11 protein-coding genes, 1 rRNA gene and 2 pseudogenes (1 of these 14 only partly in view) are annotated in these 13,575 nt (G+C 56.4%); 9 read left to right on the top strand and 5 right to left on the bottom strand.

Annotated features, from left to right (window positions below; all coding sequences use genetic code 11):
- Positions 1-11: 11 nt before the first annotated feature.
- The 6 genes from clpX (at position 12) to ACA048_RS18820 (ending at position 7,794) form a co-directional block, all read left to right on the top strand.
- Entirely contained in the window at positions 12-1,295 is a 1,284-nt protein-coding gene (clpX, locus tag ACA048_RS18845) for an ATP-dependent Clp protease ATP-binding subunit ClpX (RefSeq protein ID WP_007946893.1), read from the top strand.
- Between the two features lie 161 nt (positions 1,296-1,456).
- Positions 1,457-3,853, top strand: coding sequence for an endopeptidase La (gene lon, locus ACA048_RS18840; protein WP_007946894.1), 2,397 nt, complete (start codon positions 1,457-1,459; stop codon positions 3,851-3,853).
- A gap of 152 nt (positions 3,854-4,005) precedes the next feature.
- Positions 4,006-4,278 (top strand): HU family DNA-binding protein, encoded by a 273-nt coding sequence (locus ACA048_RS18835; RefSeq protein ID WP_002552737.1) that lies wholly within the window; start codon positions 4,006-4,008, stop codon positions 4,276-4,278.
- A gap of 233 nt (positions 4,279-4,511) precedes the next feature.
- Complete coding sequence (locus ACA048_RS18830) at positions 4,512-6,383, top strand: SurA N-terminal domain-containing protein (RefSeq protein ID WP_497625763.1); 1,872 nt, start codon at positions 4,512-4,514, stop codon at positions 6,381-6,383.
- A gap of 229 nt (positions 6,384-6,612) precedes the next feature.
- Positions 6,613-7,455, top strand: a complete 843-nt coding sequence (locus tag ACA048_RS18825; RefSeq protein WP_497625762.1) for a DUF2242 domain-containing protein — start codon at positions 6,613-6,615, stop codon at positions 7,453-7,455.
- A gap of 192 nt (positions 7,456-7,647) precedes the next feature.
- Positions 7,648-7,794, top strand: coding sequence for a hypothetical protein (locus tag ACA048_RS18820; protein WP_223517417.1), 147 nt, complete (start codon positions 7,648-7,650; stop codon positions 7,792-7,794).
- 3 nt (positions 7,795-7,797) lie between these two features.
- Here the strand turns inward: ACA048_RS18820 and ACA048_RS18815 are convergent, their stop codons facing one another.
- The 3 genes and pseudogenes from ACA048_RS18815 to ACA048_RS18805 all read right to left on the bottom strand — a co-directional run.
- A complete protein-coding gene (locus ACA048_RS18815; protein WP_497625761.1) occupies positions 7,798-8,838 on the bottom strand; it encodes an AraC family transcriptional regulator in 1,041 nt (346 codons plus the stop codon).
- A 3-nt stretch (positions 8,839-8,841) separates the two neighbouring features.
- Complete coding sequence (locus ACA048_RS18810) at positions 8,842-9,972, bottom strand: carbon-nitrogen hydrolase family protein (protein ID WP_497625760.1); 1,131 nt, start codon at positions 9,970-9,972, stop codon at positions 8,842-8,844.
- 207 nt (positions 9,973-10,179) lie between these two features.
- Positions 10,180-10,341 (bottom strand): annotated as a pseudogene (locus ACA048_RS18805) (LysR family transcriptional regulator); the annotation flags it as partial.
- Between ACA048_RS18805 and ACA048_RS18800 the strand changes: the two are divergent.
- A pseudogene (locus tag ACA048_RS18800) lies at positions 10,296-11,050 on the top strand (ATP-binding cassette domain-containing protein). The pseudogenes ACA048_RS18805 and ACA048_RS18800 sit on opposite strands and share 46 nt — an antisense overlap.
- Before the next feature lie 392 nt (positions 11,051-11,442).
- Here ACA048_RS18800 and ACA048_RS18795 read toward each other — a convergent pair.
- Both ACA048_RS18795 and ACA048_RS18790 read right to left on the bottom strand, forming a co-directional pair.
- The gene (locus ACA048_RS18795; RefSeq protein WP_497625758.1) at positions 11,443-11,973 is read right to left on the bottom strand and encodes a hypothetical protein; all 531 of its coding nucleotides are present in this window, start codon (positions 11,971-11,973) and stop codon (positions 11,443-11,445) included.
- Entirely contained in the window at positions 11,943-12,167 is a 225-nt protein-coding gene (locus tag ACA048_RS18790) for a hypothetical protein (protein WP_497629895.1), read from the bottom strand. The genes ACA048_RS18795 and ACA048_RS18790 overlap by 31 nt, the downstream gene beginning before the upstream one ends.
- Positions 12,168-12,250: 83 nt before the next feature.
- On the opposite strand from ACA048_RS18790, the gene ACA048_RS18785 reads away from it, so the two are divergent.
- Positions 12,251-12,487: a hypothetical protein gene (locus ACA048_RS18785; RefSeq protein WP_497625757.1), complete on the top strand. Its 237-nt coding sequence runs from the start codon at positions 12,251-12,253 to the stop codon at positions 12,485-12,487.
- A 504-nt stretch (positions 12,488-12,991) separates the two neighbouring features.
- A 16S ribosomal RNA gene (locus ACA048_RS18780) occupies positions 12,992-13,575 on the top strand; it runs 953 nt beyond the window's last position.

The raw sequence follows: 13,575 nt of genomic DNA, 5'->3' as shown, positions 1-13,575 counted from the left end.
GGATCGAACGAATGACTGACACCCGCAACGGCGAGGACAACGGCAAGCTGCTCTATTGCTCCTTCTGTGGCAAAAGCCAGCATGAAGTGCGCAAATTGATTGCCGGCCCCTCGGTCTTTATCTGCGACGAGTGCGTAGACCTGTGCAATGACATCATCCGTGAGGAGGTGCAGGAAGCCCAGGCCGAAAGCAGCGCGCATAAATTGCCTTCGCCTAAAGAAATCAGCGGCATCCTTGATCAGTACGTGATTGGTCAGGAACGTGCGAAAAAGGTTCTGGCAGTAGCGGTGTACAACCACTACAAGCGCCTGAACCAGCGTGACAAAAAGAATGACGACGTCGAACTCGGCAAAAGCAACATCTTGCTGATCGGCCCGACAGGCTCGGGTAAAACCCTGCTTGCCGAAACATTGGCTCGTTTGCTGAACGTTCCGTTCACCATTGCCGACGCAACCACCCTCACCGAGGCGGGTTATGTGGGTGAAGATGTCGAGAACATCATTCAGAAGCTGCTGCAGAAGTGCGATTACGACGTAGAAAAAGCCCAGATGGGCATTGTCTATATCGATGAGATCGACAAGATCTCGCGCAAGTCTGACAACCCGTCGATCACCCGGGACGTTTCCGGTGAAGGCGTGCAGCAGGCCCTGCTCAAGTTGATCGAAGGCACGGTCGCTTCCGTTCCGCCTCAAGGTGGTCGCAAGCATCCGCAGCAGGAATTCCTTCAGGTCGATACCCGTAACATCCTGTTCATCTGCGGTGGTGCGTTCTCCGGTCTGGAAAAGGTTATTCAAAACCGTTCCACCAAGGGCGGCATTGGTTTCAACGCAGAAGTGCGCAGCAAGGAAGAAGGCAAGAAAGTCGGTGAGTCCCTGCGAGAAGTCGAGCCTGACGATCTGGTCAAGTTCGGTCTGATCCCGGAATTCGTTGGTCGTCTGCCGGTACTTGCCACGCTCGACGAGCTTGATGAGGCTGCACTGATGCAGATTCTCACCGAGCCGAAAAATGCCCTGACCAAGCAGTATGCCAAGTTGTTCGAGATGGAAGGCGTGGACCTGGAATTCCGGGCCGACGCACTGAAATCGGTCGCCAAACGTGCCCTGGAACGCAAGACCGGTGCCCGTGGACTGCGTTCGATTCTCGAAGGCGTGTTGCTCGACACTATGTATGAAATCCCCTCGCAGTCAGAGGTGAGTAAAGTAGTGATCGACGAAAGCGTTATAGAAGGCAAGTCCAAGCCACTGTATATCTACGAAAACAGTGAGCCTGCTGCCAAGGCCGCGCCAGACGCCTAAGCGTCACGCAGCTGGAACAAAGAAGGGGCCTTCGGGCCCCTTTGCTTTTACTGCCTTTTATCCCTGTCTTTGCGCTTGTTTTTTTTGTAGGCAGCCCCCATCTTGGTTTCAAGCTTACTTCCATCTGTTTACGGCCTTATGGCCGCCGTAGAGGCGAAATCATGAAGACAACCATCGAATTGCCTCTCCTGCCATTGCGTGATGTTGTGGTTTATCCGCACATGGTTATCCCGCTGTTCGTGGGGCGCGAGAAATCCATCGAAGCCCTTGAGGCTGCGATGACGGGCGACAAGCAGATCCTTCTGCTGGCTCAGAGAAACCCTGCTGACGACGATCCCGGTGAAGATGCACTTTATCGCGTAGGTACTATTGCGACCGTTCTGCAGCTGCTCAAGCTGCCTGACGGCACGGTCAAGGTTTTGGTCGAAGGCGAGCAGCGGGGCGCCGTGGAGCGCTTCAGCGAAGTGGATGGCCACTGCCGTGCCGAAGTCTCGTTGATCGACGAAGTCGACGCGCCTGAGCGCGAATCGGAAGTGTTTGTACGTAGCCTGCTGGCTCAGTTCGAACAATATGTGCAATTGGGCAAGAAAGTTCCGGCTGAAGTCCTGTCGTCGCTCAACAGCATCGACGAGCCAGGTCGGCTGGTCGACACCATGGCCGCGCATATGGCCCTGAAGATCGAGCAGAAGCAGGAAATCCTCGAAATCATCGATTTGTCGGCCCGGGTCGAGCACGTTCTGGCGCTGCTGGATGCCGAGATCGACCTGCTGCAGGTCGAAAAACGCATTCGCGGTCGCGTCAAAAAACAAATGGAGCGCAGTCAGCGCGAGTACTACTTGAATGAGCAGATGAAGGCCATTCAGAAGGAGCTCGGCGACAGCGACGAAGGTCACAACGAAATCGAAGAGCTGAAAAAGCGCATCGATGCCGCTGGCCTGCCGAAAGATGCCTTGGCCAAAGCCCAGGGCGAATTGAACAAGCTTAAGCAAATGTCACCAATGTCCGCGGAAGCGACCGTGGTGCGTTCGTACATCGACTGGCTGGTTCAGGTGCCTTGGAAAGCCCAGAGCAAAGTACGTCTGGACCTTGCGCGCGCCGAAGACATTCTCGATGCAGACCACTATGGTCTGGAAGAAGTCAAAGAGCGGATCCTCGAATACCTCGCCGTGCAAAAGCGGGTGAAAAAAATTCGTGGCCCGGTGTTGTGCTTGGTCGGTCCTCCGGGCGTGGGTAAAACCTCGCTGGCAGAGTCGATTGCTCACGCCACCAACCGCAAATTCGTGCGAATGGCCCTCGGTGGCGTGCGTGACGAAGCTGAAATTCGTGGTCATCGCCGTACTTACATCGGTTCGATGCCAGGAAGATTGATTCAAAAGATGACAAAGGTGGGCGTCCGCAACCCGCTGTTCCTGCTCGATGAAATCGACAAAATGGGCAGCGACATGCGTGGCGATCCGGCGTCGGCGTTGTTGGAAGTGCTCGACCCTGAGCAGAACCACAACTTCAACGATCACTACCTGGAAGTCGATTACGACTTGTCCGATGTGATGTTCCTGTGCACCTCGAACTCCATGAACATCCCGCCGGCATTGCTGGACCGGATGGAAGTGATTCGCCTGCCGGGTTACACCGAAGACGAGAAAATCAACATCGCCGTCAAGTACCTCTCGCCCAAGCAGATTACTGCCAACGGCTTGAAGAAAGGCGAGCTGGAATTCGACGCCGAAGCGATCCGCGACATCATCCGCTACTACACCCGCGAAGCGGGTGTGCGTGGGCTGGAACGCCAGATTGCCAAGGTGTGCCGCAAGGCGGTCAAAGAGCATGCAATGGAAAAACGCTTCTCGGTGAAAGTCACTGCCGAGATGCTCGAGCACTTCCTGGGCGTACGTAAATTCCGCTACGGGCTGGCCGAATCGCAGGATCAGATCGGTCAGGTGACCGGGCTGGCGTGGACGCAAGTGGGCGGCGAATTGCTGACCATCGAAGCCGCAGTCGTACCGGGTAAAGGCCAGTTGATCAAGACCGGTTCCCTGGGTGATGTGATGGTCGAATCGATCACCGCAGCGCTGACCGTTGTCCGCAGCCGAGCGAAGAGTCTGGGGATCCCTCTGGACTTCCACGAGAAGCGCGACACGCATATCCATATGCCGGAAGGGGCAACCCCGAAGGACGGCCCTAGCGCCGGTGTGGGCATGTGCACGGCCCTTGTATCGGCTTTGACCGGGATTCCGGTGCGTGCGGACGTCGCCATGACGGGTGAAATCACCCTGCGCGGTCAGGTGCTGGCGATTGGCGGCTTGAAAGAAAAACTGCTCGCGGCTCACCGTGGCGGAATCAAGACCGTGATCATTCCTGAAGAGAACGTACGCGATCTGAAGGAAATTCCGGACAATATCAAGCAAGATCTGCAGATTAAACCGGTTAAATGGATTGACGAGGTCCTGCAAATTGCGCTGCAATACGCGCCGGAGCCCCTGCCTGATGTGGTTCCAGAGATAGTTGCAAAGGATGAAAAACGCGAGTCTGACTCTAAGGAAAGAATTAGCACGCATTAGTACGCATTTGCCTGGGGGGCTTCCTTGACAGCTTTTTAGAGCCCTTGTTATAAAGCGGCTCTTAAGTGTCTGTAGGCCATTCAGCACACACGTTTTTTGCTTTCACCAAAAAAACTTAGAATCATACTCAAATAGATATAAGGGGACTTAGAGTGAACAAGTCGGAACTGATTGATGCTATCGCTGCATCCGCTGATATCCCGAAAGCTGCTGCTGGCCGTGCGCTGGACGCTGTAATCGAATCCGTCACTGGCGCTCTCAAGGCTGGCGACTCTGTTGTTCTGGTTGGTTTCGGTACCTTCTCCGTGACTGATCGTCCAGCTCGCATTGGTCGTAACCCTCAGACCGGTAAGACACTGGAAATCGCAGCAGCCAAAAAGCCAGGTTTTAAAGCCGGTAAAGCACTGAAAGAAGCTGTCAACTAAGTTCGATTCAGGTTTTTGCCTATCCGGGTCAGGGTCATGCCTGACCTGGCAGCGGAGCGGTAGTCCAATCGGCAAGTTGCCGGTCCGAGACGCCGAGGGTCGCATGTTCGACCCTTCGATCCGCTCCGCCAGTTACGAGAAGGCGCATCCCCGGATGCGCCTTTCTTCTATCCGGATTCTACCCACGCTCCACGGTTGCCTAATTTTGAAGTTCAACCGTTTCTGGGGGACGCATGCTGCAGAATATCAGGGACAATTCACAAGGCTGGATTGCCAAGACCATTATCGGGGTCATCGTTGCACTGATGGCTTTGACCGGTTTCGACGCCATTTTCCAGGCCACGACGCACAGCAATGATGCGGCCAAGGTCAATGGTGAAGAAATCACCCAGAACGAGCTGAGCCAGGCGGTTGATATGCAACGCCGTCAACTCATGCAACAGCTGGGCAAAGATTTCGATGCTTCCTTGCTCGATGAAAAAATGCTCCGCGAATCGGCCCTCAAAGGCTTGATCGATCGCAAATTGCTGCTGCAAGGCGCACAAAACTCGAAATTCGCTTTCTCTGAAGCCGCTCTGGACCAGGTGATCCTGCAGACGCCTGAATTCCAGGCCGACGGCAAGTTCAGCCCTGAGCGTTTCGATCAGGTGATCCGCCAACTCGGTTACAGCCGTATGCAGTTCCGCCAGATGCTGGCTCAGGAAATGCTGATTGGTCAGCTGCGCGCTGGCTTGGCCGGTAGCGGTTTCGTCACCGACGCTCAGGTGCTTGCCTTCGCCCGTCTGGAAAAGCAGACCCGCGATTTCGCTTCCCTGAATGTCAAGGTTGACCCGGCGTCTGTGAAGCTGACTGACGAAGAAGTCAAAGCCTACTACGACGAGCACGCCAAGGAGTTCATGACGCCGGATCAGGTGATCATCGATTACCTGGAATTGAAGAAGGCTTCCTTCTTCGATCAGGTCGCCGTCAAGGACGAAGACCTGCAAGCGGCGTATCAGAAAGAAATCGCGAACCTGTCCGAACAGCGTCGGGCTGCGCACATTCTGATCGAAGTGAACGACAAAATGACCGAGGCGCAAGCCAAGGCCAAGATCGAAGAAGTGCAGGCACGTCTGGCCAAAGGCGAAAAATTCGAGGCCCTGGCCAAAGAGTTCTCCCAGGACCCGGGTTCGGCCAACAATGGCGGTGACCTCGGCTATGCAGGTCCTGGTGTCTACGACCCGGTCTTCGAAAAAGCCCTGTATTCGCTGGACAAGGATCAAGTCTCCGAGCCGGTTCGTACTGATTTCGGTTTCCACCTGATCAAGCTGTTGGGTGTGGAAGCACCTGAAGTGCCGACGTTTGCCAGCCTGAAAGACAAGCTGACCCGCGAGCTGAAAACCCAGCAGGTCGAGCAGCGTTTCGTCGAAGCGACCAAGCAACTGGAAGATGCCTCGTTCGAAGCGTCCGACCTGGCCCAGCCGGCGCAAGACCTGAAGCTGACCGTTCACACCGCCAAGCCATTTGGTCGTGAAGGCGGTGAGGGGATTGCGGCCAACCGTGCGGTGATTACCGCTGCGTTCAGTCCTGAAGTGCTGGATGAAGGTGCCAACAGCACCGCCATCGAACTCGATCCGGAAACCGTGATTGTGTTGCGCGCCAAGGAGCACCTCAAACCAGCACAGCTGCCGCTGGAAAGCGTGGATGCGAGTATCCGCACGCAATTGGCCAAGGAACACGCCAGTTCTGCCGCCAAGACCAAGGCTGAACAGTTGATTGCCAGCCTGCGTGACGGCAAAACTCCGCTGAACACGGCAATTGATGGCCAGAACTGGAAAGTGACCGAAGCGGCTACCCGCGCTCAGGAAGGGGTCGACCCAACCGTGCTGCAAGCGCTGTTCCGGATGCCCAAGCCAGCCGCCAAGGACAAGCCAGCCTTCAGCAACGTGACCCTGGCCGATGGTAGCCTGGTGATCGTGCGTTTGAACAACGTGAACGAAGCGGCCGCGCCGACCGATGAAGAGAAGGCTCAATACCGTCGCTTCCTCGCCTCGCGCATTGGCCAGCAAGACTTCGCGGCTTACCGCAAACAGCTGGAAAGCGAAGCTGATATCAAGCGTTATTGATGCCTGATTGAGCGCGTCGCGACACAAAGACCCTGGCCGAAAGGCCGGGGTTTTTTGTGTCTGAAAGGAGCGCGAAAGGGTTATCCGTCGCCGAAAGCGGGCGTGGAGCGACCTTTTCGCGTCAATGGCAGTCTTTACACTTGTAACTGTTTTAAGACACTAATCGATGCGCCGCTAAGCATCGATCTGTTGCACAATACGCCCCAGACCGTTTTCCTCAGGATGTTCAATGTTTAAATCAATTCCCATGCGTCTCGTCGGGCTGGCACTGGTGCTCGCCGCTGCCGGCTGCTCGTCCAAAAAAGCCGCGATCTATGAGCATGAGAACTTCGCCGACTCCGGCACCTTTTCGCGCAACTACCCCGTGACCGATGCGAAGACCTGCGAAGCAGCGCGCCGTGCCTTGCTCAGCCAGGGTTACATCATTACCAGCAGCGACCCCAAGCTGATCAGCGGGCACAAGAGTTTCCAGCAGACCGGCGAGACGCACATGGAGATCAGTTTCAGTGTGGTCTGTGCCGATGACGGCAGCGACGGGCACCACGCGACCATGTTCGCCAACGCCTTGCAGGACCGTTATGCGCTGAAGAAAACCAATAACTCCGCCAGTCTCGGTGTCGGTGTGTTGGGCTCGGTATCGATGCCGATCGGCTCGTCCGACGACTCGATGGTCAAGGTCGCCAGCGAAACCGTTTCCTCGGCCAAGTTCTACGAACGTTTTTTCACTCTGGTCGAATTGTTCCTGCCGCCGGAAGCGAAGAAAGCGGCGCACATTGTCGAGAAGCCGAAAACCGATCTGGGCGTGCCTGAAGCCACAGCGGCACCTGCACCTACCCCGGCAGCTGCGGTAGAACCAACGCCAGCCCCAGCCCCAGCCCCAGCCCCGGCTGCCGAACCTGCACCCGCCCCAGTAGCCTCGGAACCGGTCGCACCACCGGCTGAAACCGCGCCGATTACCCCTGCGCAAATCAGCGAACCGGCACCGGCCTTGGAAGCGGTCACACCGCCACCGCAGTCGGACTTGCCGCCGCCAAGCGAGCCAATTCCGGCCATGCCGGTTTCTGGTCAGTAATCGATTCCCGACGGGATCGGGTCAGACGACAACGATCCCGTAGGCGCTTTACGTTGATCTGCATCAGCCAGGCCTTAGTCCTACAGCCCCTATCGAAAAAAACCGGTGATAAATTCCTGACCGCCTGCTACGTTTTACTAAGCAGCCGTTGAGCGGTGCGCCTGTGTCATTTTTCTTTCACAGGGGCACTTTATGCTCGGGGCGTTGGTCATTTATTCAGGCATTTTTAAACGAGCGCTGGGGGATTCAAAAATGGACGATTATCAAGAAGAGCTGCTCGAGTATCAGGCGTTTGAACTGGACCCGCTGGAACCTGCCGAAGACGCTACCGAGCTGTAAGCGTCAAGCTGATTGGCGTTGACTGCGGCGAAACTCGCCGGGTGTCTGGCCATTCCAGCGTTTGAAGGCCCGTTGGAAGGCTTCAGCTGAAGCGAAACCCAACAGGTAGGCGACTTCTCCGAATGCCAGTTCGGTATCGCGGATGTAGGTCATGGCCAGGTCGCGACGTGTGCCGTTGAGAATCGCGCGATATTGCGTGCCCTCTTCGGCGAGTTTGCGGCGCAAGGTCCAGGTGGGCAGCTTCAGGCGTGCCGCCACTTCCTCCAGGTCGGGTTCCCGGCCACCATTGAGTAATGGTCCCAGTAACTGAGTGATGCGTTCGCGCAGGCTGCGGGTGCGTGTCAGTTGCTCCAGTTCCCGTTCGCAGAGTTGCAGCAAATGCCGCCAGGTACTCGGGCAGTGCACCGGGTTGCGTTGGGCGAGGCTGGTTAGGCTCAGACGCAGTTGGTTATGCTCGGAGCCAAACTGGATCGGGCAATCGCCCAGCAGGGCATACGCCTCACGGTAATCCGGCGCGTCAAATTCGATTTCGATGCGTTCTGCGCGCAGCGGGGCAGGGCTCAGGCTCGACAATTGCTGCAGCCAGCCAGCGATGATCGAGTCCACTACAAAGCGGTTATAGGCGTTGTACGGGCTGATGGAGTAGAAGCGCAGCCATGCGCCCTGGGCGTCTTCATTAAAGCTCGACTGCCCGCGATAGTTGGAGCCGTACAAAGCTTCGAAACGAATCAGGCAGCGCGCGGCTTCGCGAACCGTCGGCGCCTGTGCGGCCGTGACGCCGGCCAGGCCGGCCTGGCTCAGACGACTGAAATGGCCCATGCGCAAACCCAGTGCCGGGTCATCCGTCAGTTGAATCGCCCCGTGCCCCAGGCGCATGTAGCGCGGAATCGACAGTCGGGCACCTGGCTCTGCAAGCCGGGCCGCATCCAGGCCGTATTGATCGAGCAACGGTTGAGGGTCTAAGCCGTGGCTGTGCACCGCATCGGCCAGGCTATGGACGAAACCCACCGACAAATCCCCGAGGCGCATCGTCAGCGGTTTCATGGGTTACAGCCAGAGGTTCAGCAACCGCGCGCCACGGGCGTTGCCGTCGGCGAACTGTTGACCGTTGTTGCTGAGAAAACTTTGCCCGGCGCTGCCCTGATCCCAGAACTGGCCGCGCAGGAACACGCTCATCCCAGCGATGGCCTGGCTGCTCGGCGGTTGGGCGGTCAATGTCAGGCGATGCCAGGCCTGACCTTCACTCAGTTCGCCGGGTTTGAGGCTGACGGATTTGGGTGTTGGCAATCCCCGGTAACCACGCCACGGTTTATCCCAGGTATCGCGACCGACGACGAACGCCGGAACCGCCACCAGTTGCACACCTTGATCGTCGAGCTTGCGGTAATTCTCCGGGTACCAACTGTCGCTGCCGATCAACACGCCCAAGCGTCCGGCCGGCGTATCGATGACGCTGAGTGCCTGTTGGTCATTGGCCTTGGTGTCGTCAGGCGTCTCGAACACTGGATGCATTTGGCGTTGAGGCTGGCCAATCGGCAGGCCATCGCGACCAAAGATCACACTGCTGTTGTACAGCGCGCCGCGCCCGATTTTCAGCCTTCCGTCGATGACGCTGGGCTCCGGCAATACGATGGTGCCCGCCACCAGCGTCACGTGAAATTCCTTCGCCAGCCCACCGAATAGTGCCTGGTAATTCTTGGCCATGCCTTTGGCTTTCATCCGCAAATGGGCATCGTCGAGGCGGCTGCCGCCCTCGGCGCTGATCAGCGCGCGAACGAATTGCAAAGGATTGCTCGCCGCCAGCCAGTTCATGGCTTCCTTGATCGTCGTAGCCTGGTACAACTCGTCTTTCTCGCCGCTGACCATCAGCCAGGTGCCGACATGTTCGGGTAACACGACGATGGTCTTGTCATTCAGCAGGCCCTGATCCTGGGCCTTCTGCAAATAAGCCGCGAGTTTGCGATGCAAACGCTCGGGGCTTTGATAGTCGGTCGGGAACAGTTCGGGCTGGATGCCCAGCAAATTGCCGCGATCAGCGGGTGTGCCTTGATCGATGGCCAGGTTGATGCGCAGGTCCGACAGGTAATGGCCCACGGGACGATCCGTGGCCCACATGGCGTAGGTTGTCAGGGCGGCAATGATCGCCATGGAAAAGGTCAGGTACAGAAGTTTGCGCATGGGGGAGCAGTCAACGGCCGTGTGCAGGCATGGCTTTGCATTGGGATTTGGATCGAGGATAAAGCGAATCAAGGAGTTAGTGGTTGAATTTCTTTTTTTCCTGGTTTGTTTTTTCGCTTCAGGCTGAATTTTTCCTCAGAAACGCAACTGCTACGGGTATGCGAGAGCCTATTAGGCACATTCGTGGGGACGCGACTCGATGCAGTTTCACAACATCAGACGCAACGTTTCGAATAACTGACGATCTTCTTTTTTGGCCGAGCGCGCGTGGCGCCGGATGACCTGCAACAGGCAGTCGGTGAAGCACAATGCCGGATTGCTGAGTGCACCACTGCGGCGTGTCACGATGCTCAACTGTCGCGGTTCGAACGGGTGTTTCGTTCAAGGCCAGGGCGGGTGATGTGATCAGCATCATCGGCTCCTCCGGGTCAGGGAAAGGTACTTTTTTGCGTTGTATCAATCATCTGGAGCAGCCTTCGGTGGGGCGGATCATTGTCAATTCGCAGGAGCTGCTGACCCGCAAGAACTCAAGGGGCGATTTGTGTGCGCTCGATCCCGGCAGTTGCAACTCGTGCGCAGCCAGTTGTCGATGGTGTTTCAGCATTTCAATCTGTGGAGCCACATGGCGGTGCTGGAAAACCTCATTGAGTGCCCGATGAGTGTGCTGGGCATCGCTCGGCCGCAAGCATTGGAGCGGGCGCGTCATTACCTCGCGAAGCTCGGTCTGCCAGCAAAGGTCGAGGACCAGTATCCGGTCCACCTGTCCGGCGGCCAGCAGCAGCGCCTAGCAATCGCCCGCGCTCTGGCGATGTAGCCCCAGGTGATGTTGTTCGATGAACCGACCTCCGCCCTGGATCCCGAACTGGTGGGCGAGGTGCTCAAAGTCATGCAGCAGCTTGCCGAAAAGGGCAGGACTATGGTTGTCGTTACCCATGAAATGGCTTTTGCCAGGCAGGTATCGAGCCACATTATGTTTCTGCACCAAGGCCGGGTGGAGCAGCAGGGGGTACCGGGCACGGGGCTGGAACAGCCCCGTAGCGAGCGTTTGCAGCAGTTTTTGGCGGGGAGTCTGAAGTAATGGGGTCAGAAGCCGGAATGGCCCTGCCTTAAAGATGTGAAATTCATAGATGTCAGTCAGTTGTTGCTTGGCCGCATGCAACTTAATTACTGCTGCAACTGGGCGCAGATGTGATCCAGGTGGCCAGATCAGGTGAAAAAGTCACGGCAGGCATGGGAATTTGGTCAGTGATACTGGCTTTGATGTTTGAAAATGGCGCGGCACCGGTGCAGAAGCGGCTCGGTGTAACCACTCGGTTGGTGCACACCTTCAAACACCAGAGCACAAGCTGCCTGGAACGCGACTGAGCCATTGAAGTCCGCAGTCGTCGGTCGATACCGCGGATCGGATGCATTCTAGTGATCCAGGATCTGCCGCAGCCCTTGAACTACTCCATGACTGGTGCTGGCTCTTCATTCGCCTGAATCTTTGGGGTTTTGATAATCAGCAGCAAAGACATGGCTGCTAGTGACAACGCCTAAGTGATCCAGCTGGCTTGCACCGTGATCATTGCGTCCAATGTTGCGCGACCGGATGCGACCACCGGGTCCAGATAATTCTTGATCAGCCAGGCGTCGAGGGCCCGATTGAATGGGGTGAATGTAGGCAGCTATTTCCGCAAGATTGACCTGAGCGTTCTGAGCAAGCAGCACGGTGACGATGGAGATCCCGACGCAGGAACCGACATTTCGCGACAGGGCAAAAAGCCCGGTACTTTCTGCCCGTAAGGTGGCTGGCAATGTCGCAAAGTCGACTGTGGTCAGCGGCACAAAAAGCATTCCCAGGCCGGTGCCTTGAAGGAAGCCGATATAGATGATGGTTTGTATCGACACATCAGGCGTCCAACCGGTCATCAGCCACATGGAAAGTGCTGGCAATCCCAGTCCCGTCAACAGCAATAAGCGCGTATCGACTATGCCCAGCAACCGGTCTGCGAGGAGCATGTCAGCATCGGGCCCAGCACCGGGTCGACCCTGACTGACACACCGGACAGTGTCATGGCTGAGCCGCGCTCTTTGAGGTTGTAAATATCCAGCAGAATGCCTTGGGATAAAGGCACTAACGCCGCACCTGCAAGCTCTTGCAGTAGACGGGTCAGGATGATTTCCTTCGGCGACTGCGCCAAGCCGCAATGAATTGACGAGACGACGAAACCTACAATCGCCCGCAGCAGCGCGCGTTTGCGACCGGAGCGTTTGGCCGGAGAGGGGGGGCGGCCTCATGATTGCAGCTGCGACGATGCCGCGCGCCGAGCCTGTATCAATCTGTGCTTCCACACTCATGCCGGTGTGCAATGATGGTTTTTCCGCTACATCATCGATGCTGATGCGCTCTGGAATTCGCTGCACGACCTTGACCCAATTGCCAGTTGTGTTCTGCGCGGGCAGCAACGAGAAGCTCGAGCCCGACGCCGAGCTGATGCTTTCGACTGTGCCGTACCGCCGAACGCCGGGGTAACTATCGACGGGCTGACCGGGTTTGTGGTTAGTCAGCGTCCACGGAATAAGGGGGGCTTCAATTACGACGAGGTCTGGGTTCTCTGCTGCCCTGATGCTTTGAACGGACCTTGGAAGTTTTCATAGTGGCAACCTAGGCGCCTTGGTAAGGAAAAGATTTTTAGACGGGGGTTGACCACGTATTTTAATGCTGTACTATTCGCCTCCCGCTAACGAGCAGTTTGATGTTGCTCTTGGCTTAAGTAGTTGATTTTATTAATGAAGTCAAAAACTTTTAAGGTTGCAATTTGAGGAGTGTGCTGTAGAATGCGCGCCTCGGTTGAGACGAAAGATCTTAACCAACCGCTCTTTAACAACTGAATCAAGCAATTCGTGTGGGTGCTTGTGGAGTCAGACTGATAGTCAACAAGATTATCAGCATCACAAGTTACTCCGCGAGAAATCAAAGATGTAACCAACGATTGCTGGGCCAAGTTTAGGGTTTCTTAAAAACCCAAAGATGTTTGAACTGAAGAGTTTGATCATGGCTCAGATTGAACGCTGGCGGCAGGCCTAACACATGCAAGTCGAGCGGTAGAGAGAAGCTTGCTTCTCTTGAGAGCGGCGGACGGGTGAGTAATGCCTAGGAATCTGCCTGGTAGTGGGGGATAACGCTCGGAAACGGACGCTAATACCGCATACGTCCTACGGGAGAAAGCAGGGGACCTTCGGGCCTTGCGCTATCAGATGAGCCTAGGTCGGATTAGCTAGTTGGTGAGGTAATGGCTCACCAAGGCGACGATCCGTAACTGGTCTGAGAGGATGATCAGTCACACTGGAACTGAGACACGGTCCAGACTCCTACGGGAGGCAGCAGTGGGGAATATTGGACAATGGGCGAAAGCCTGATCCAGCCATGCCGCGTGTGTGAAGAAGGTCTTCGGATTGTAAAGCACTTTAAGTTGGGAGGAAGGGCATTAACCTAATACGTTGGTGTCTTGACGTTACCGACAGAATAAGCACCGGCTAACTCTGTGCCAGCAGCCGCGGTAATACAGAGGGTGCAAGCGTTAATCGGAATTACTGGGCGTAAAGCGCGCGTAGGTGGTT

Source organism: Pseudomonas sp. LBUM1659, assembly GCF_059716045.1.
Note: the sequence above shows the minus strand (reverse complement) of the source record. Positions and strands in the feature narration are given on the sequence as shown.